The sequence below is a fragment of the Neobacillus sp. MER 74 genome (genome assembly GCF_023714155.1).
The window spans coordinates 238933-259186 of the sequence record NZ_JAMAUV010000006.1 but is presented as its reverse complement, the minus strand read 5'-3'; the positions used below and the strand labels follow the sequence as shown (position 1 = coordinate 259186).

Sequence of the window (20254 nt, the reverse complement as noted above, 5' to 3'; positions counted from 1 at the left end):
GAATTGGGATGGGGATGACGATAGCTGAAAAAATACTTGCCAAAGCTTCTGGTCAGTCTGGTGTTAAGGCGGGGGATATTGTATGGGCACAGGTTGATATTGCCCTTATGCATGATTTATTGGGACCATGGCTCGTAGACGGCGGATTTAAGCGTTTGGGTGGAAAATTGCATGATAAAGAAAAGGTAGTCGTTGTATCCGATCATTGCACACCGCCGGCAACCGTCCAGCAGGCAAATATTTTAAAATACACCCGTGATTGGGCTCGGGAGCATGATCTTTCGTATTATTATGAGTTCGAAGGGCCATGTCATCAGGTTATTGCAGAACACGGACATGTCCGTCCCGGCAGAGTGATTTTAGGTACGGATTCCCATACTTGCATGGCTGGAGGTCTTGGAGCATTTGCAACTGGGATTGGTTCAACCGAAATGATCGGAGTTTTATTAACCGGGGAAACATGGTTAAAAGTTCCTGAAACCATCAAGATTGTATGGGACGGTGAGCTGCCTGAAGGTGTCTATGCCAAAGATATGGTTTTAAAAACAATAAAGGACCTTGGCCATGCGGGTGCTACCTATCAGGCTATTGAGTTTTCAGGTACCGCTATTCGAAATCTTTCCATTGATGAGCGTCTTGTATTATCCAATATGGCAGTGGAAGCTGGTGCAAAAGCAGGTTTAATTGAACCGGATGAAAAAGTGATCGAATACCTGAAATTAAAAGGTGTAACGGATGATATTGAACTGATTGCAAGTGACGAAGATGCGGAATATGTTCGTACGATCCATTACAATGCGTCAGAGTTGGAGCCGCAAGTTGCTTGCCCTCATGAAGTGGATAATGTTCATCCTATTAGCGCGGTTGAAGGAATTAAGGTTGACCAAGTCTATCTTGGTTCATGCACAAATGGAAGATTAAGTGATTTAAGAATTGCTGCTCAAATATTAAAAGGAAAAAAAATCGCTAAAGGGATCCGCTGTTTGGTTGTGCCGGCATCCCAATATATTTGGTCGCAGGCAAGCAAAGAGGGACTGTTGAATATTTTTTCCGAAGCGGGTTGTGTGGTTAATATGCCTTCATGTGGTGCATGTGGTGGATTTACCAGTGGTGTTATTGGAGATGGTGAAGTCGTCATGTCATCATCGAATCGAAACTTCAGGGGAAGAATGGGCAGTCCAAAAGGCGAGGTTTACCTGGGCTCTCCTGCATCCGTTGCAGCAACAGCGCTGGAGGGAAAAATAACAGATCCAAAAAAATATTTATTGAAGGGAGTCATGTAAATGTCTTTCATCATCAGAGGACGTGTATGGAAGTATGGTGACAATATTAACACAGACATCATCTCTCCTGGACAATATATGAGCCTGTCGGTCGAAAAGCAGGCTGAGCATGCCATGGAAGCGATCGACCCGACTTTCCATGAAAAGGTTCAGCCAGGTGATATTATAGTAGCGGGAAATAACTTTGGTTCCGGATCAAGCCGTGAAACCGCGCAAATGGTGTTAAAGCACCATCAGATCGGGGCCATTGTCGCGAACTCCTTTGCACGGATTTTTTACCGCAACTCCATTAATGTAGGTCTGCCTGTAGTGGAGATGTCCGATACCTCCATCATTCAGGAGGGTGACGAAATTGAGATTGATTTGCTTGCTGGCAAAATTATTAATTATACGCAGCAAGCTGAATATAAAGGAACAAAGCTGCCTGAGCATTTAATTGAGATGGTAAAGATTGGTGGATTGGAACCCTATTTAGCAAAGAAACTGGGAATCTCTTAATTTTTTAAATAAAGGAGGGCTATAAAAGTGAATCTTCCCAACAAAGTTGAAATAATCGAAGTAGGGCCAAGGGATGGAATTCAAAACGAATCCACTTTTATCTCTACTGAAAATAAGATTGAACTGATCAATGCCTTGAATAAAACAGGGATTAAAAGAATGGAAGCCACTTCTTTTGTTCATCCGAAATATGTTCCGCAAATGAAGGATGCAAAGGAAGTACTTGAGGGGATCGACCGGGACCCTTCCATTCAATATATGGCCCTGATTCCGAATGAAAAAGGTTGCGACCGGGCTATGGAAAGTGGAATCAAAGCACTTTCGCTTGTGGTAGGCGCCAGTGACAGCTTTAATTTAAAAAATGTAAAAATGACGAGAGAACAGTCAATCCAAAGTTTTGAAACTGTAATCAAAAAGGCAAAAGAACAAGATATCTTTATTCGATATAATATCGCCACCTCTTTTTGGTGTCCATTTGAAGGAAAAGTAGATTCAGATTTGGTCCTTGATCTTGTGGAAAAGGCAGAGAACCTCGGGGTGGATGAAATTGTTCTCTGTGATACGATTGGTCGAGCAAATCCGGCGCAGGTTTTTGATTTATTTGAAAAAGTTATGTCTTTACAAACAACAGCAATGATTACGGCTCATTTCCATGATACATATGGCATGGCCTTATCCAATGTAGTTGCTGCATTGCAAACGGGAGTAACCCGCTTTGACGCTTCAATCGGCGGTCTTGGGGGCTGTCCATTTGCACCTGGTGCAGCTGGAAATTCGTCGACTGAGGATATTGTTTTTATGCTTCATGAAATGGGAATTGAAACCGGAATTGATCTAAAACAGCTTCTGGCTTGTGTCGAAATGGTCAAGCCGTTAACCAATCGGAATTTAACAGGTCATCTTCATAAGGTTTAGGGATGCAAACTTTAATTTAACTACTAGGGGGAAACAACAATGTCAACAAATTATCGTGTAGGTTTAATCGTACCAAGTTCAAATACAACAATGGAAACTGAAATTCCAGCCATGCTTCAAGCAAGACAGCAGCTAAACCCTGAAGAAACATTTACTTTCCATTCTTCAAGAATGCGGATGATGCATGTGAACCCTGAAGAATTGAAAAAGATGGATGTGGATAGTGTACGTTGTGCCGTAGAGCTATCCGATGCTCGTTGTGATGTACTTGCTTACGCATGTTTAATTGCGATCATGTGTCAGGGCCCGGGCTACCACCAAATTTCAGAAGAAAAGCTTGGTAATGCAACGGACGAAAATGGAGCACGTACTCCAATTGTCAGCAGCGCAGGGGCTCTTATTGAAGGAATCCAAACAATAGGCGCAAAGAAGGTTTCCATTATTACGCCATACATGAAGCCTTTAACCAATATGGTGATTGAGTATTTGAATACAGCTGGCATTGAAGTCATTGATTCTATCAGTCTTGAAGTTCCGGATAACTTAGAGGTAGGAAGATTGAATCCAATGAACCTTATTGAGCATGCTGACCGCCTCAACATTGAAGGAGCAGATGCGGTTGTATTATCGGCATGTGTTCAAATGCCTTCACTTCCTGCCATTCAAAAGGTACAGGACCGCCTGGGGCTTCCAGTTCTATCGGCTGCCACTTCGACTGTTTATAAAATTTTGAAGGGATTAAACTTAAAAACAGAGGTGCCTAATGCTGGTCACTTACTGTCCGGTAAGTTTTAAGTCCAAGAATCGATCTGAAAAAAGGCGGCATAATCGAAGCCGCCTTTTTAATCTAAAAGATTTAACGGAAGGAATCAAGGTCCTGAACAAAGTGGCAGAATTAGATGGAGGCTTTGAGTTTGAATTTACCCATTTTCCATGGGGATGTGGGTATTATACCCAGTATGGGAAAATGATGGATGAGGACGGACTCGAGCAGTTAAAAGACTTTGATGCCATATACTTGGGAGCCGTAGGTTATCCTGGTGTACCGGACCATATCTCGTTATGGGATCTTTTATTAAAAATTCGCAAAGGCTTCGATCAGTATGTGAATCTTCGTCCAATTAAGCTGTTGAATGGTGCGCCTTGCCCACTCAAGGATGTTTCCCGTGATCAGATCGACATGCTGGTTATCAGGGAAAACAGCGAAGGTGAATATGCAGGTCAGGTGATTGGCTTTTTAAAGGGAAGCCCCATGAAGTGGTGTTGCAAACAGGTATTTTTTCCAGAAACGGTGTGGAGAGAATCATCCGTTATGCCTATGAAGAAGCGCGAAAGCAAGGCAAATCACTTACCAGTATCAGCAAAGGGAATGCGCTGAATTACTCCATGGTTTTTTGGGATCAGGTATTTGAAGAAGTGGGAGAAGAATATCCGGATGTTAAAACCTATTCTTACTTAGTGGACGCAGCGGCTATGTTTTTTGTTAAACAGCCATGGCGTTTTGAAATTGTGGTTACTTCCAATTTATTCGGGGATATTATTACCGACTTGGGAGCTGCTATTGCCGGAGGTCTAGGCCTGGCTGCCGGGGCAAATATTAATCCAACTTTGGAGTTTCCATCGATGTTTGAGCCCATTCACGGATCTGCACCTGATATTGCCGGAAAAAATATTGCAAATCCTTTGGCATCTATTTGGTCTGCAAGCCAAATACTGGATTTCTTTGGCCATGATGATTGGGGGAAAGAGGTTCTTAACTCGATTGAACAGGTTATGACAGAAGGCAAAGTCCTTACCCCCGATATGGGCGGTAATTCAACAACACAGGATGTAGGACAAGCAGTTGCAGGAAGTTTACGAAATCCGCAAGCTTTGAAAATCAACGAATAGAAGGGAATATCCGAACACTTTTTGGGATAAGGGAAATGATAAATTCTTAACCGGTTTTCGGAACAGGGAGTATCGAATGGCACTCCCTTTCGTTATTTTTAATGTTTAAAACGACCGTTTAAAAGTCGGTTGACTGTCTACATTGACTATGATACATTAAACTCAATTCGGGGATAAATTACGATAAGCTGGGAGGTGTGTGATACGATGATGCAGGTAATAAAAAGTGATCCGCTTCATCTCCAACTATATGCTGCTATTAAAAAGCGTTTGGTGCAAGGGGAATATGAACCAGGTGAGCGGATAGTGGAAACCAGGTTGGCAGAGAGCTTCCAAATCAGCCGTGCTCCAGTAAGGGAAGCGATTCGAATGCTGATACAAGATGGTTTATTAGAGCAAAGAGGAAAGAGTATCCGGGTTTATCAGCCAAACTATCAAGAAATTTTGAACTTGTTTCTCTGCAGACAAAATTTAGAGTCTTTAGCTGCACGTTTAGCCGCAGAGAGAGCAAGCGAAGAACAGAAAGAAGCTTTATTAGAAACCATTCGTCTTACACGCGATGCTTGGGCTAAACAAGATGAGGATGCTGTATTTGAGTTGAATACCAGGTTCCATCATATTATTGCCAAAGCAGCTGTAAATGATCCTTTGTTACATTTAATCAATACGATAGACGCAAAAGTGATGTATGCCAGAAATGTCATTTTTAAAGATTTAATTCAAAATATCCGTTTTATTGATCAGCATGAAAGCATTGTCAGGGCCATTATTCAACAGAATCCAAATCTGGCCGAAGCAGAAATGAAAAATCATCTGCAACATGATATCGAAGTGTATAAAAAAGCACATCCTCATATTTAAAAGAAAACCACGTCAGCGAATAATGGAAAAATAGGCCATGTACACTTTTTTATAAAAGGCTCTGTTGTAACTGAATGTTGATTTCACTGTATTTGTGAAAAATAAACAGTAAAATTCCGTTTAAATTGGGAAATATCCATATTTACTTAAAAATAAAGGAAGTTTTTCCGTTTATATTACCAATCTTTGGATTTTATCTTATTTAGAGCAGTTAATCGGAATATCTACGCGTATTCCTGCTTCTTAAGATTCCTCTTTATACATTAGCCGGAAATTCTCCGCCTATGAATTCTCATACCAACACGAAAATCAACAATGAATAATAACAGGACTTCTTATTTAAATGACGTGTCTTTTAAAGCATACTTTTTGTTATCTAACCTCATTCTGATGCATTACAGGGAACCTTATCATAAGTAAATGAGGTTTTTTGTTTTTTAAATTTTTGGTTGTTATTAAGATAAAGTTTCAACGTTATGGATAGCCTTTTGTAACAATAGAGGTGTTATCCTTAATTGAGTTACTAATGATTGTTAAAATAAGCGGAGGTTTTCCGGTTAAATGCAAAATAGAGCTCGTTCTTGAGCAAAATAAGCGGAAACTTTCCGGCTAAGCAAATCAAAATGACCGATTTTCACGTTTTTTGAGTCAATAAGCGGAATTTCTCCGTCTATTTTAGCCACTTTTAGCGCTATTTCATAATTAAGAGGAATTTCTCCGCTTATTTTTTAAACCATGCTGATTCCCTCATCTTTTACTATCAATTCCCTATTATTTCCCCATTTTCAGGTACTAAAATTTTATCCTCTAAGTGGTTCTGTCGTATATAGTCCCTTACCTCTTCTCGCTTTAATAAGCAATGATTCCAAGATTCCATATGGGAAATGATTAGACGAGTATGTGGTGATGCTTTTGTTATTTTTTCAATATCGGCAAGTCCCATTGTGATTGGCTGTCCTTCCAAGAAACGGGCTTCTCCCGCAAAAACAATTGCGGAATGAGGAGAAAAATGTTTAAAGTAGTGTTCAATATCCGAATTCCATACACTGTCTCCAATAATATATAAAGTTGGCTCATCCTTTGCCCTTAAAATAAATCCAGAAACGGGCCCCATTGCATCCGCAAGTTGATCATGGCCGTGTCTTCCTTCTGTTCGAATTAGCTCAATCCCCTGCCAAATCAATTCCTTACTTATTGCTATTGTCTGTTCAAATCCTTTTTCTTTCATTAATAGCTCATCTGCCGGCTGACAAAATAACGGTAAATTCTTAGGTAAATATGAAATAGCCCGGTCATCCAAATGATCACGGTGCGAGTGTGTAACAATAATAGCATCAATATCTACTAGTCTCTCGAGGTCAACTGGCAGTGAAGATAAAGGGTTGTTTAGATGCTGGTTAGGGGCATTAGGAACAGGTGCAAGTGTTCCTTGCTCGCTAAACATAGGGTCTAAAAGGAATTTTAGACCTTTATATGAAATAAGATGTGTTGCATGGCGTATTAATTGAATTTGCATAGATTTTTCCTCCTCGTAAGTTTGTTCTCTAAATTATTGTATTCCTTCCACAATCTTACTAACAGTATTTGGTGAAAGGGATAACTGAACTTTTATTTCAGCATGAAAAAGATTTAGCTATAATAAAATTGGGAATAAATACTCTTTTGAGGGGGAATGGGTATGGATGAAATCGACCTTCAAATTCTCAAATTATTAAAAGAAAACTCTCGTAGACAATGGAAGGAAATTGGAGAGTTGATACATATGACAGGCCAGGCGGTAGGCAATAGAATTCGCAGGATGGAAGAGGAAAGAATTATTGAGCAGTACACCATTTCAGTTAATGAATTAAAGATTGGAAAGAGTATTCAGGCATTTATAATGGTCTTTTTAAAATCCAACCGTCATCTTGAATTTCAAAATTACCTAAAGGAAAATTCAGATATAACAGAAGTCCACCGTATAAGTGGTGAAGGCTGCTATATGATTAAAGCAAGCATTTCAGATCAAGTGGCTTTAAATAAGACACTGGATGATATACTCAAATATGCTAACTACAGAATTAATATTTCTATTGGAAAAATAAAATAAAAGACGAATAGAGGAGTCTTTAATTCGCTCTGTATTTAAACAGTGGTTTAGGCCTATAGGTAAAAAACTGCCCCTTAAACAGGTGTGATGAACGGTATTAAATTGAGGAAAAAGTTGGAGGGGAATAATTGTTCTATTGTTTTACATAGGTAACACCCAAAACTTCTATCATAAAGAAAAACACATTGAATGGGGGATTCAATGTGTTTTTCAACAGCTTCTTAAATGAAAAAGTTTTTTACTCAGGCTTAACAGCTATAAATTCCTCAATAGTTTCAGGGGTGTTTTTCCCTTCTTTTCCTTGGAAAAGGTCGATATTAACGGTCACATCCATACAGCCAAGGTATGTTCCATCTTTATCACGTACCGCCATAAATTTTTGGTAAATTTGGCCCTTTTCTTCACCAGAGCGTTTTGGAAACCAAAATTCCCATTCGTCGCGTGCTCCTGAGCGAAAATCATTCAACAATTTTTCAACGTGATGATCCACTTTTGGGTGAAGCTCAAGCACAGGGCGACCAATTGCTTCTTTACGACGACCATGGACACGGTTTGGATTATTTGAATACCAGCGGAAAATATCGTTAGCATCGCAAAAACCCATTTCAAATGGTAAAAGGTTGATAATTGAATCCAGAGTGCTTGCTTTAATTGCACCAGTTTCAAAATTAATAACAGCTTCAGGACTAATTAATTCAGACAATTTATTTTCAGACATATAAAACCCTCCTATATACAATCTCCTGTTATGAGAAGAATAAAATAGTACAAATATTAGCGAGGGCAAGATCGGCTACTTCTAGGTGATTATTATCTAACCCCATTAATAATGATAGCATTATTAATGGGAGACAAATGTGATTTATTACACAGTGCCTGTCAACAACTGCAATTGTTCAATTAATTGACAATAATTGTGGGAACTTCGGACAAGGGAATTGATTAGCAAACAACTAGTGGAAGCTACACTTTATTTTGCTATACCGATAGATAAGTTTTCGTATTGTTTATCGCTTAATGCTTTCACAATAAAATGTGCTACATCAGCGCGTGGAATCGTTCTTGATTTAGCTGGTACGCCCGTTTCTGATTCCCTGTACTTTCCTGTTAAGGCATCATTCGTTAATCCCATTGGTCTAACGATTGTGAAATTCAATCCATGTGTTTTAATATAATCAACGGCATTGCGATGATCCGCCAGAGGATTTTTTAACATTTTCATAACTATTTTCCCGCTAATCCCTGGAATTTCTTTGTTAATTCCTGCAGAAGCTGTATAGACGATTCGTTTGATATTATGTGCCTGCATTCCAGCTACAATATTTTTCGTCATCTCTTCAAGCTCTGTTGATTTTTTCATCGCTTGATTTGAGCCTAAACATGACACGACGGCATCATGCCCTGCAATCGCTGCAGCGACTTCTTCTTTATTGAAGGCATCGCCCTGCACAATATGTAACTGCTCATGTGCCAATTCTATCTTTGATGGGGTGCGTACAAATGCAGTTACCTCACCCCCTTTTTCTAACGCTTGCTTCACGACATATTGGCCCACTCCGCCAGTTGCACCAAATACAATAATTTTCATAACGCTCCTCCTTTTTTCTACTTACAGTAAAACATCCACAAGGGGAAATTCTCTTTAGACCGTTACTCTTTATCTAACCAAAAGGTTACTTTGCAACTAAGGCAAAATAACCCTTTGTTTTTTTATTTAGCTTTCCTGCCCACGTACTGGTTTGAAAGTAGATAGCAGGTAAATAATTAAGCCTGCAATACCAATTCCTAAAATCGTGTTGAATGAACCACCAGTATAAAAGCCGCTGCCGAAGTAGAAAATTTCCCGTAACCCTTCAGATGCAAAGCGAAGGGGGACCCATGGACGAATAAAGTTTACGAAGAAGCTTGGAAGCATTTCTTGCGGTGTCATAAGAACACCCATACCTAATAGCATCACCACCATGAATAACGTAATGGCTGGTTTACCAATCCACGCTGTAATGGCTGATACCAATAAGAAGAAACAGAATGCAGCGAACGATACGAAGAAAGCCACTAGTAAATAACTTGGCATATTAATCCCAGCTAGTGAAGCAAGTGTTGCAACAGTAAAGCCTGAGAATAGTGCAATAATAATGCCGAATAATACTTGGCCGCCCATTAGAGATGCATTTACAGAAAAGGTGCGTGTTAATTTAGAGAAAAATGAGAACTTCGATGGAAAGTTAAAAGCCCCAATGGAATACTTTTTGTCCTTTATTACGTCTGCTTTTTTAGGATTAATTGAACAATGGATTCAAAATGGTTTAGATAAAACTCCTCAAGAAATGACCAGCCTATATATTGAAATTATTTCCTTTATTCAAAAGAGATAAAGTCGTAGAGGCTAAACAAGATATCTTTATAATAATCTTGTTTAGCCTGCTGATTTTATTTAGAGTTCAAGGTATTTGACTAGATAGTTACAAAAAATATGGTCAAGTAGTTATTCTAAAGTGGAGGCAACCTCAGAGGTAATGATGTCACTTCCCAAGATAGGCGAATCTTCAACAGCGTTAGAGGGACTTTTATGGGCTTCTTTGAAGGCATCGCTATTTTTCCATTGGGTAAAGTCTTCCATCGTGTTCCAATACATATTTACATTCAGCTCATCATATTCTGAAAGATTTTTAGTAATTAATACTTCGACTTTGACAAAACCCGGCATGGTTTGTAAGGCTCCTGGTCTTGTGAACATTGGAGCCATTTTTGCAGCAAAACCTAATTTTGTTTTAATTCTGTTTGTTACGATGATCATTTTTTATGCCTCCTATTTATCATTTGCAACTTTTTTTTGAAATTCGGACGGCATCAGTTTACCATCTTCCATTCGATACACTTTGTCACAGTATTCCAACATTCGTTCGTCATGAGTTACCATAATGGCGGCCTTATTTCTAGATTTGACCTCTCTTGAGATAAGCTGCACGACCTCATGGGCTCTTTGAGTATCAAGACTTGCTGTTGGTTCATCTGCCAAGATAATCGAAGGATCATTCATCAAGGCACGAGCAATAGCCGTTCGCTGACGTTCTCCACCGGATAAATGTTCTGGAAATTTCTTGATTTTCGATTCTAACCCCAGATGTTGAAGTAACTCTTTGGCATTTTCCTTATCTTTATTTGTCACTTTACCCGCCATTTTTTTTACAACCAGTAATTGGTCGAGAACATTTAAGTAGGGCACAAGATTGCTAGTTTGTAAGATGAATCCTATTTCTTCTAGGCGTACTTTTGATAAATCTTTCGCTTTTAAATCCCCGATTACTTTTCCATTTAGGGTTACCTCTCCTTCAGAGGCTTGCAGTAAGGCCCCTGCGATAGAGAGAAAGGTACTTTTCCCAGAGCCTGAGGGACCAACGACGGCAATAAATTCTCCTTGGCTGACGGAAAGGGAAACATCACTAAGCGCAACCACTTGATTTTCCCCTCGCTGATAAACCTTAGATACATGATTAAACGTTATTCCTGACATTACTCTATCCTCCCAATCGCTTGAAGTGGATCTATTTTTGTAATTTTACGGATGGAAATCAATGAACTTAATATGGATATCACGAGCAATAAAATAGCATAAATGACAACAAGCTTAATATCTAGTGTAAACGGCATTCCCTCTGGGAGAATGAGTGCGGTTCCATAGCTTAAGAGTATTCCAACAACGATACTAGTAAGTGAAAGTAAAAATACTTGTGACACGATCGCTTTTCCTAAGAATCCGTTACTTGCGCCAATTGCTTTTAAAATGCCAAATTGATTGGACTTCTGCAAGGTAAGTACATAAAAGAAGACAGCTAGTACAAAGGCAGAGATGGCTAAAAGGAAAGCGAGCATCATCATAATTGTCCCGTTTTCCTCTTTGTATCCAGGCATTCCTTGGATGGCGTCAGCCTTTGTGACGATTTCCGTGTTATCTAAATTATCATTTAGTTTCTGCGGATTAATATTTTCTCCCTGAAGCATAATCCCATTTACTGGATTCTTAATGCCATTATCAGCACCAGGTGCTGCAAATTGAATCGAGCGCCATTTATCTAGTGTGGTAAAAATAGCAGGTAAATGATTATACGTTTCATTTTCTACGAATCCGATAATTTCCATTTCCTCTAATGACCCTTCGATGGTGAGCGTATCCCCAATTTTAAATCCTTTGTCCTTTAGGGTGTCGTTAGCGATAACACCTAGGGATTTATCCTTATTAAGAGGATTTCCTTCAATTATAGTTGGTTCTAAAAAACTCCCAGGAGTGATGCCTAGTATCGTAATATCTACTTTTTCACTTTCATTGGAAGGAGTTGTTTTTAAAACGGTAGCCATTGTGGCCCCCATCGGCGCTGCTGATGTAACATGATCTTGCTTTTCTAGTTCGTCCACAAGGGATTCAGGTATTAGTGAACGGCTCATAGAGGATCTGGAACCTTCTTCAAAAGTAACGTAGTCAGCTTTCATATTTTTAAATGTGGCAGCACTAATTGTGGATAGTCCGTTTCCTAGACCTGAAAGAATAAAGACTAGCCAAGCGATAAGGACAGTAATGATTCCAATCATAAGAAAACGAAATTTTCCATGTTTTAATTCCTTTAAAGCAAGAAACAATGTAAGTCCTCCTTTAGATATATATGATTAGTCATATATGACTAATTTAATAGCATTATATTATTATATCGGTGATTAGTCAACTGTGACTAATAAGTCTGAAAGGAACCAATAAGTTGATTTGATCATGCATAAATAGGAAAAGGAAACCCCATAACAAGGTTTCCTTGGATGTAGCATTACTTATAGAGGGAGAATTATTCCAAATGAGTGGCAAGCTTTCCTATCGACTTTTCAAGGAAGGCAACCTCTGCTTCTAACATTGCCATTTTGTGTTCTACCGCAAGATTGACTCCCGATCTTTCTCCGTGAGATGGGGTTTGTTTGATGAGTTCTAATAACTTCTTATTATTGTTTAATCGTTCCTCCAACGCAGGTATTGTTTTTTCTAAAGGGAGAAAATCAATAAACATTAACCCAATATCTCCATGATAATTCACACTTTCGGCTGAAGATAAATTATTCAATAATAATTCGTAAAAATATTCTTTGCCACTATCATTGATAGAGTACACTTTTCGCGTCGGTCTGTTTCCTTCTTGCTCCAACTGAATGTCAATATATCCGTTATGACTGAGTTTATCTAAAGTGGCGTAAGCAGTAGGTTTTTTCATATCTGTAACTGCACTTAAGTTTCTCTCTATAAATTCATTGATTTGGTATCCATGTTGACTTTGGCTCATGAGCAATCCAAGCAAAATAAGCGTGCGTTGTTCCATTGAGATACCCCTTTCTGCTGTCATCTCTTGGAATATATTTTCTCGTATATTTTATTTATAGTCAATTGAGTGCTTACCAAAACTGTCCTCTTGAAACAAAACGATTTGCGCCTAGTCTTATTTCTCGTCTATTGCTCAAGTTGTGTGTCTTCCCATGGCCTAAAGGAAAAGGGAATTCCAACCATTCTGGCTGTTAATTCATCATAGGATACTAAGTCTTTTTTGGATAACTCTTTTAAGGATCGTTTTCCTATTGCTCTTAATGCCATTTTCATTTCTTCTACACTCGCGGTTAAGAATTTTTCCGCTGTTTTTTCCCCTTCCTCGGTTTTAAATTGATCCTTGAATTTGCCATCATACCATATAGCTTGTGTAGGGGGTTCAAATGGGAGGGCATTCAATACTTGATCATGAGCAAGAGCAAACAACATGGCAGAGCCTAAATATACAGCGTCAGCTCCGAGTGCAAGCACTTTTAAGAAATGACCGGGTACTAAAAGTCCTCCTGAAACGATTAAACTAATCTTTCCCTTCATTTTTCTTTTTTCTAGATGATTCACAGCTCTAACTACCGCATGTAAGGTCGGGATTCCAAAGTCATCAAATAATATAGGCGGTGCCCCATGCATGGCTGCTTGGCCGCCGTCAATGGCTATAAAATCAATTCCCATTAAGATTAAATGATCAATGTCTTCTTCGATTTTTCCACCTGCGCCAATTTTGACCCCTATCGGAACACCGCCTGATCTTACACGAAGCTCCTCCACAAGTAGCTTTATGTCTATTAACGTTTGATTTTCATAAAAGTTTTCATAAATGACCGCTTCCTCATTTTCCTTAAGTCCCATTACTTTGCGGGCACGACCTGTTAAATTTTGCGGAGCGATTTTCTTCCCCATTCCCGCTATTGCGCCTTGGCCTAATTTAATTTCTATCATGTCTGCCCGGTTAAATAAATGTTCTTCCTTTGCCCAGTCTGTTTTAGAAAATTGTAAAATATACTTTCCGGCAGCGTCTAATTCTTCGGGTAAGATTCCACCTTGCCCTGAATTGATCGCCGTTCCGGTCTTTTTAGCTGCCTTTGCTAAAGACAGCCTTGCCTGTTCAGTAAGTGAAACCCCGTAACCCATGCCACTAATCATAAGCGGAATTTTTATATCCATTGGCTTTTTTGCCTTTGGACCAATGGTAACAGATATATCTACATCTTCCTCACCATCAACCGGAAATGGTGAGGTCTGTGCAGGGATAAACGTAATAGGATCCAAATTTGGCCATTTCTTAGAAGAGCCGCCAAGAGGACGATCCAGGACAGTCCCTGTTTCTGCCCGCAGGCTATTTTCTATCATATTTTGAACGCCCATATGCCGAAGACCTGGCATCAACTCCATCACATTTTCTTGATAACTGTCAGATAAAATAATTTTTCCGGCCTTTTTCACCATGAGTTTCATGATCCAGCGCCAGCAGATGAGCATGAATATCAACACGACAAATAAAAGAGTAACCATTATAAAAGTCAGATAAAATAATAGGTTCGGCATAGTCATTTCTCCAATTGTTTGTCTTCCCATGGTTCAAAGGAAAATGGAATTCCAGCCATCTTGGCAGTCAATTCATCGTAAGAAACCAAATCCCTTCTCGATAACTCTTTTAATGAGCGTTTTCCCATTGCCCTTAATGCCATTTTTATTTCTTCAATACTTGCAGTTAGAAATTTCTCCGCCGACTTTACTCCTTCTTCAATCTTAAATTGATCCTTGAATTTCCCTTGATTCCAAACCACTTGTGTAGGCGGTTCAAACGGAAGTGCCTTTAATGATTGAGGGTGCGAGACGGTAAACAACATAGCTGATCCTACATAGACTGCATCGGCTCCGAGGGCGAGCACTTTTAAAAAATGGCCGGGTACTAGCAGCCCGCCAGAGGCAATTAAACTAATTTTTCCCTTCATGCCTCGCTTTTCTAAATGATTAGCAGCCCTGACAATTGCATGAAGTGTTGGAATTCCGACGTCATCAGATAAAATAGGAGCGGCGCCGAGTGTTGCTGCTTGTCCTCCATCAACCGCAATATAGTCAACACCAATGTAGATTAAATGATCAATATCTTCTTCAATTTTTCCGCCGGCCCCAATTTTTGCCCCAATGGGAACACCACCTGTAATGCTCCGAAGCTCATCAGCAAGTTCTTTCAAATCATCCAGCGTTTGGTCTTCAACAAAATTATCATAAATGACGGCATCTTCATTTTCCTTTAACCCCATCAGTTCACGGGCACGACCCGTTAAATTTTTCGGAGATATTTTCCCGCCTGTCCCCAATAGTGCCCCTTGTCCCAGCTTAATCTCAATCATATCGGCCCGCTTAAGTAGATCTTCTTCCTTTGCCCAATTTGTTTTGGAGAACTGTAAAACATATTTTCCGCCTATATTTATTTCCTCAGGCAGGACGGCCCCTTCACCGGAATTAATGGCGGTTCCAACATTATTCGCAGCATTAGCTAAGGAGAGTCTCACCTCTTCACTAAGTGCGATTCCATAGGCCATTCCGCTGATCATTAACGGGATTTTTATTTTCATTGGCTTTTTAGCCTGTGGCCCAATGGTTACTTGCACATCTACATCATCTTCACCGTCAATTGGAAATGGTGATGTTTGGGCAGGGATAAATGTAATTGGATCTAAATGCGGCCACTTTTTTGAGGACCCCATCGGGCGATGGAGGATATCGCCTGTTTCTGCCCGCAGACTATTTTCAAGCATATTTTGAATGCCCATATGTCTGAGTCCCGGCATCAACTCCATCACATTTTCTTGATAACTGTCAGATAAAATAATTTTTCCCATATGCTTCACCATCAGCTTCATGAACCAACGCCATCCAAAAAGCATGAATATAAAGGTGATAAAAATAATCGCTACCATTCCAAAAGTTAAGTAATAAAGGATAATCTCCATAGTTATTGCTCCATATTCCACAAAAGTTAATAATAAAACCAATTATTCTTAGTATAGTCAAAAAAAGGAAAATATTATAAATCAAGATAGTATTTTTAAAATCGTATGAAATTATCAAATTACTCCAAACTATATACATATAAAAACAGGGGGATTATTGGATGAATATAATGAATGATATTGGTCACCGAGCTTGGCCATTACCATCAAAAAACTGGATTATGCGACAAACTTGGAGAAATCTATTGTTTTTACATTGGCCAATTCCACTTCATTTACTACGGCCGCATATTCCTTCTTCTCTACAAATTGATACTTTTAATGGCTCCGCATGGATAGGTGTGATTGTATTTGTATTGGAGGGGATCTTTCCTCGTGGATTATCTTCTATTTCTCTTACGCCCAAATTTCCAGAAGTTAATGTAAGGACCTATGTTACATGCGATGGAAAACCTGGTATTTATTTTTTATCTATTGATGTTGAGAACTGGGCTTCATTAAAGATTGCAAAAAGGTGGTATCATTTACCTTATTATTCCGCACGAATTTCTCTTCGAAAAGAAGGACAATCCTTTCATTTTCATACCAGTCGGAATGGTAACGTTGATACTCCTATTTCATTTAAGGGGAAGTATGAACCGGTATCGGAGATTTATTCTCCAATGGAAGGAACGCTGGACCATTGGCTCACTGAGCGGTATTGTCTCTATAGTTCGAATAATGGAGTCAACGTTTATTGTGGTGAAATACACCATCTGCCTTGGCCTTTGCAAAAAGCAGAAATAGAGATAGTTGAGAATAGCCTTTTTTCTCCATTTCAGTTTGAACTTTCTCAAGTTCATCCGATCGCTCATTTCTCCACAGGGGTTGATTCGTTAGTGTGGAATATTAAGAAAAAACGAATCTAGTAAAACAAAACGCAAAAGGAAAAAATATTTAATTATGTATATTTTGGCCAATTGGGATAAATTATATATTTGTGGTAATTATTACTGAAAAGTATCAATTTGAGGGGGAACCCAATGGTTAAGCATAAAACAAAAGTTGCATTCTCTTTAGCCACATTAATACTTCCGTGGCTCACCGTTCCGTTTATGGGGAAAAGAAGTTTTTTTAGATTTTTACCTGTGGCAAGTTTTGTCAATTTAGTTATAAGTGCATTTAGTCTAATTTGTTATAGAAAAAAATGGTGGGTCACGAAAAATCCTATCTCTCCTGGTCCGATCGATTTCACCTATATATTGGGTCCTTATTTTGTAGCTACATTGTGGATTTTTAAATTAACATTCGGAAATTTCCCCAAGTACTTACTTACAAATATGGTATTGGATGTCATTAATGCTTTTCCTTTACCTTACATAGGGGGAAAGTTTGGAATTATCAAATTCATTAAGATGAAACATACTGCCTGGTATTTTATTTGTGTTTTCTTAGCGATCATTATTTATGGCTTTCAGTATATGGTAGAACAATCAATTAAGAAGGCGGGCATTTTTTCTGGAAGAAGGCATAGCGGTCTAGACAATAGATAAAAAAAGGACAAGTCGTTAGCAGGTCAATTGACAACTAACGGCTTGTCCATTTTTACATATGTTAAGCTACTCCCTGCTGGAAACAAGGATCATTGTAGTAAATTACTTCAGATAGAATTTTACTACCCTTCATATATTTGAGAGCCTCTCTTGCTGCCTCTTCCGTTTCATATTCAAACATGGAAATATTCGAGTCTAAGTAATGAGTGATGATCCACATAGTAATTCCTCCTATTTAATAAATAATTTCTGTCCAACAGACAGTTGTCTAAAACCTGGCTAAAGATATATAAGATATGTTTAACCTCAAGGATGATTTAGCATGATGAAATTAGCACTCTAAAATTTAATGAAGTAACTATTCCTTTCCTCACACCAATAATAAAGCAAAAGTATAAAAAAATAAAATGCTATAAAATTATAATAACAAATAAAAAAAACTTATATGGAAAAATATAGAAAATTGGTGCCTGGCACCTAATTGCAAACAAAGAGCCCTTCCATTTGTTGTATAAATTTCCTGAGTGAATCTTACCATAAAGAGAGGTAGTTTTACTTTGGTAGATAGGTCATAAGATGAGAAGGGAATATTTCATGAAGAAACAATTAATGGAGATGCTAGAAGCACGGAAAGATGAAATGATTCAAATTCGCCGTTATCTGCATGAAAATCCTGAAGTTTCATTTAAAGAAGAAAAAACGGCGCAATATATTTTAGACTTTTATAAGGGAAAGAATGTTGAATTTCAGTCCAATGTTGGGAATGGTCATGGGATTATCATCACAATTAAGGGTGTGAAGCCAGGGAAAACGATTGCCCTTCGTGCTGATTTTGATGCCCTTCCGATTCTAGAGGAAACAGGGCTGCCCTTCAAATCTAAGAATGAAGGTGTCATGCATGCCTGCGCACATGATGGGCATACCGCCTATTTAATGATTCTTGCGGATTGCCTTATTCAATTAAAAGATAAAATACCAGGCACCATCAAAATTATTCACCAGCACGCTGAGGAAGTGCCGCCGGGCGGTGCCAAAAGTATCGTTGATTCCGGAGGGCTTGCTGATGTTGAAAACATTTTTGGGATCCACTTACTTCCCATGGCTCCTGCTGGTCATGTAGGCTATCACAGTGGTTTTTCTATGGCGGGAAGATCCTATTTTAAACTGAAGATTCAAGGAGTTGGCGGCCACGGCTCTTCCCCACACGCAGCAAATGATGCTATCGTCGCTGGCGCTTATTTTGTTACGGCGGTGCAAACGATTATCAGCCGCCGCCTAAATCCATTTGATATGGGAGTTATTACCATTGGTTCCTTTGATGGAAAGGGTACCTTCAATGTCATAAGGGATTGTGTTGAATTAGAAGGTGATATCCGCTACATGACTGGGGAAACAAAGGAAATCATTGAGAAGGAATTACGCAGGATTGTTAAAGGAATTGAAACCGAATTTGGTGTACAATGCGAGTTAACCTATACCTCTGATTATCCGCCCCTTTATAATAGCCCAGAGGTAACTTCAGCAGTGAAAGAAAGCTTGGAAAATGCGAATGATCCCGATATTAAGCAAGTTGCCCCATTCCCTATGATGTCACCATCTGATGACTTCGCTTATTATTTAGAAAAAATCCCTGGATGTTATTTTTATATCGGATGTACGCCAAAAGGTGTGGAAAAGCCATATTTCAATCATAATCCAAAATTTGATATTGATGAAGATGCACTGATCGTAGCTGCTAAATCCGTAGGCTATGTAGTTTGCGGGTACTATGGGTTAGAATGATTTCCCTAGTGGAAGGTGTTGGATTTAATCCTGACTTTCAGGAATTCATTCATAAATGGATGACTGTTCTATTATTCTTCAGTATAATTCAACTATAGGAAGATATTAGGACGGTGAATAGGGTGAAAAAAATAACAGTTGAAAACTTGGTTCGGAAGTTTTCATTGAAAGTACTGGCCGGTGAAGATCAACTGCAAAAAATGATAACGCAATCACGGGTTCATCGCCCAGGCTTGGAATTTGTTGGCCATTTTGATTTTTTTCCAACAGAACGAGTTCAAATTTTAGGGAAAAAGGAAATTACTTATTTACATAAGTTAAGTAAAGAGGAACGTAGAATACGAATTGGAAATATTGTTCATTATCATCCACCATGTTTTATCGTTACAGCTGGCGAAGAAGGACTTACCTATTTAACCCATCATTGTGTTGAACAAGGTATTCCTTTGTTATTGACGAATAAACCAGAGATAACATCAGAATTTATTACCAAATTAGATGCATTTTTAGTAAAGGAATTAGCACCAGAAATCTCTGTGCATGGAGTTTGTATGAATGTGTCTGGTATTGGAATCTTACTTCGCGGAAATTCAGGGGTAGGAAAAAGTGAGACGGCCCACACGTTAATTCGCCGGGGACATCGGCTTGTTTCGGATGATATTATTGTCCTAAAGAAGCTTAGTCCGCAAACGATTCTGGGCACTCATGATGGGAAAACCAAGGAGTTTTTGGCTCTTCGAAGTATTGGCTTGTTAAATGTGGTTCGCCTATACGGCCGTAAGGCTTTTCAAGATGAAACCCGTATTGCTCTTGATATTCATTTAACTAAATGGGAAAAGGATGCCTTATATAATGATCTGGATCAGGAGTTCCACTTTACAGACTATATGGGTGTTAAGATTCCCTCAATGGAAATTCAGCTCCAGCCTGGACGTGATGTGGCGGGGTTAATTGAAGCAGCAGCAAATAACTGGTATTTGAAGCAGCAAGGTTACAGTGCAGCTGAAGAGTTCATGAGCAGGATTGAGGCCGATATTGTAAACTCTGGTATGGAATAACGATTGAAATATTAGTTTGATAGAGAACCGTTG

General features: G+C 39.0%; 22 protein-coding genes and 1 pseudogene. 12 read left to right on the top strand and 11 right to left on the bottom strand.

Annotated elements, in window-relative coordinates; translation table 11 throughout:
* Positions 1-8 precede the first annotated feature (8 nt).
* The 6 genes and pseudogenes from M3610_RS13415 to M3610_RS13390 all read left to right on the top strand — a co-directional run bounded on the left by M3610_RS13415 (position 9) and on the right by M3610_RS13390 (position 5447).
* A complete protein-coding gene (locus M3610_RS13415; protein ID WP_098576967.1) occupies positions 9-1283 on the top strand; it encodes a 3-isopropylmalate dehydratase large subunit in 1275 nt (424 codons plus the stop codon).
* Positions 1284-1781 carry a LeuD/DmdB family oxidoreductase small subunit gene (locus M3610_RS13410; protein WP_098576964.1) on the top strand — a complete coding sequence of 166 codons (498 nt, stop codon included), beginning with the start codon at positions 1284-1286 and terminating at the stop codon, positions 1779-1781.
* 27 nt (positions 1782-1808) lie between these two features.
* The gene (locus M3610_RS13405; RefSeq protein ID WP_251459686.1) at positions 1809-2696 is read left to right on the top strand and encodes a hydroxymethylglutaryl-CoA lyase; all 888 of its coding nucleotides are present in this window, start codon (positions 1809-1811) and stop codon (positions 2694-2696) included.
* A gap of 39 nt (positions 2697-2735) precedes the next feature.
* Positions 2736-3491: a maleate cis-trans isomerase family protein gene (locus M3610_RS13400; RefSeq protein ID WP_098576958.1), complete on the top strand. Its 756-nt coding sequence runs from the start codon at positions 2736-2738 to the stop codon at positions 3489-3491.
* Between the two features lie 61 nt (positions 3492-3552).
* Positions 3553-4586 (top strand): annotated as a pseudogene (locus M3610_RS13395) (isocitrate/isopropylmalate dehydrogenase family protein); the annotation flags it as partial.
* Between the two features lie 207 nt (positions 4587-4793).
* Positions 4794-5447, top strand: coding sequence for a GntR family transcriptional regulator (locus M3610_RS13390; protein ID WP_098576953.1), 654 nt, complete (start codon positions 4794-4796; stop codon positions 5445-5447).
* A gap of 760 nt (positions 5448-6207) precedes the next feature.
* On the opposite strand, the gene M3610_RS13385 is transcribed toward M3610_RS13390, so the two are convergent.
* Positions 6208-6963: an MBL fold metallo-hydrolase gene (locus M3610_RS13385; RefSeq protein WP_251459685.1), complete on the bottom strand. Its 756-nt coding sequence runs from the start codon at positions 6961-6963 to the stop codon at positions 6208-6210.
* A 156-nt stretch (positions 6964-7119) separates the two neighbouring features.
* On the opposite strand from M3610_RS13385, the gene M3610_RS13380 reads away from it, so the two are divergent.
* On the top strand, positions 7120-7536 hold the full coding sequence (locus M3610_RS13380) for an Lrp/AsnC family transcriptional regulator (RefSeq protein ID WP_251459684.1): 417 nt from the start codon (positions 7120-7122) through the stop codon (positions 7534-7536).
* A gap of 238 nt (positions 7537-7774) precedes the next feature.
* Here the strand turns inward: M3610_RS13380 and M3610_RS13375 are convergent, their stop codons facing one another.
* The 3 genes from M3610_RS13375 to M3610_RS13365 form a co-directional block, all read right to left on the bottom strand.
* Complete coding sequence (locus tag M3610_RS13375) at positions 7775-8254, bottom strand: PAS domain-containing protein (RefSeq protein ID WP_098571637.1); 480 nt, start codon at positions 8252-8254, stop codon at positions 7775-7777.
* A 252-nt stretch (positions 8255-8506) separates the two neighbouring features.
* Entirely contained in the window at positions 8507-9124 is a 618-nt protein-coding gene (locus M3610_RS13370) for an NAD(P)-dependent oxidoreductase (RefSeq protein ID WP_251459682.1), read from the bottom strand.
* 126 nt (positions 9125-9250) lie between these two features.
* A complete protein-coding gene (locus M3610_RS13365; protein ID WP_251459680.1) occupies positions 9251-9697 on the bottom strand; it encodes a hypothetical protein in 447 nt (148 codons plus the stop codon).
* Here M3610_RS13365 and M3610_RS13360 point away from each other — a divergent pair.
* Positions 9672-9911 (top strand): TetR-like C-terminal domain-containing protein, encoded by a 240-nt coding sequence (locus tag M3610_RS13360; protein WP_251459678.1) that lies wholly within the window; start codon positions 9672-9674, stop codon positions 9909-9911. The two genes, M3610_RS13365 and M3610_RS13360, sit on opposite strands and share 26 nt — an antisense overlap.
* A 110-nt stretch (positions 9912-10021) precedes the next feature.
* Here M3610_RS13360 and M3610_RS13355 read toward each other — a convergent pair whose 3' ends face one another.
* From M3610_RS13355 to M3610_RS13330, 6 genes are all read right to left on the bottom strand, one after another.
* Positions 10022-10333 carry a heme oxygenase gene (locus tag M3610_RS13355; RefSeq protein WP_251459676.1) on the bottom strand — a complete coding sequence of 104 codons (312 nt, stop codon included), beginning with the start codon at positions 10331-10333 and terminating at the stop codon, positions 10022-10024.
* A 12-nt stretch (positions 10334-10345) separates the two neighbouring features.
* Positions 10346-11050, bottom strand: coding sequence for an ABC transporter ATP-binding protein (locus M3610_RS13350; protein WP_251459674.1), 705 nt, complete (start codon positions 11048-11050; stop codon positions 10346-10348).
* A complete protein-coding gene (locus tag M3610_RS13345; protein WP_251459672.1) occupies positions 11050-12171 on the bottom strand; it encodes an ABC transporter permease in 1122 nt (373 codons plus the stop codon). Before M3610_RS13345 ends, M3610_RS13350 begins: the two co-directional genes overlap by 1 nt.
* Positions 12172-12368: 197 nt before the next feature.
* Positions 12369-12890, bottom strand: coding sequence for a PadR family transcriptional regulator (locus tag M3610_RS13340; protein WP_098571631.1), 522 nt, complete (start codon positions 12888-12890; stop codon positions 12369-12371).
* A gap of 128 nt (positions 12891-13018) precedes the next feature.
* Positions 13019-14434, bottom strand: a complete 1416-nt coding sequence (locus M3610_RS13335) for an FMN-binding glutamate synthase family protein (RefSeq protein ID WP_251459670.1) — start codon at positions 14432-14434, stop codon at positions 13019-13021.
* Positions 14435-14436: 2 nt separating this feature from the next.
* Positions 14437-15849 (bottom strand): FMN-binding glutamate synthase family protein, encoded by a 1413-nt coding sequence (locus tag M3610_RS13330; protein ID WP_098571629.1) that lies wholly within the window; start codon positions 15847-15849, stop codon positions 14437-14439.
* A 161-nt stretch (positions 15850-16010) separates the two neighbouring features.
* On the opposite strand from M3610_RS13330, the gene M3610_RS13325 reads away from it, so the two are divergent.
* The gene (locus M3610_RS13325; RefSeq protein WP_251459668.1) at positions 16011-16757 is read left to right on the top strand and encodes a YqjF family protein; all 747 of its coding nucleotides are present in this window, start codon (positions 16011-16013) and stop codon (positions 16755-16757) included.
* A 114-nt stretch (positions 16758-16871) separates the two neighbouring features.
* A complete protein-coding gene (locus tag M3610_RS13320) occupies positions 16872-17381 on the top strand; it encodes a hypothetical protein (protein WP_098571627.1) in 510 nt (169 codons plus the stop codon).
* A 61-nt stretch (positions 17382-17442) separates the two neighbouring features.
* Here the strand turns inward: M3610_RS13320 and M3610_RS13315 are convergent, their stop codons facing one another.
* Positions 17443-17601 (bottom strand): hypothetical protein, encoded by a 159-nt coding sequence (locus M3610_RS13315; protein ID WP_251459666.1) that lies wholly within the window; start codon positions 17599-17601, stop codon positions 17443-17445.
* 374 nt (positions 17602-17975) lie between these two features.
* Between M3610_RS13315 and M3610_RS13310 the strand changes: the two genes are divergently transcribed.
* Positions 17976-19163 carry an amidohydrolase gene (locus M3610_RS13310; RefSeq protein ID WP_251459664.1) on the top strand — a complete coding sequence of 396 codons (1188 nt, stop codon included), beginning with the start codon at positions 17976-17978 and terminating at the stop codon, positions 19161-19163.
* Positions 19164-19285: 122 nt separating this feature from the next.
* On the top strand, positions 19286-20221 hold the full coding sequence (gene hprK / locus M3610_RS13305; RefSeq protein WP_098571625.1) for an HPr(Ser) kinase/phosphatase: 936 nt from the start codon (positions 19286-19288) through the stop codon (positions 20219-20221).
* Positions 20222-20254 lie beyond the last annotated feature (33 nt).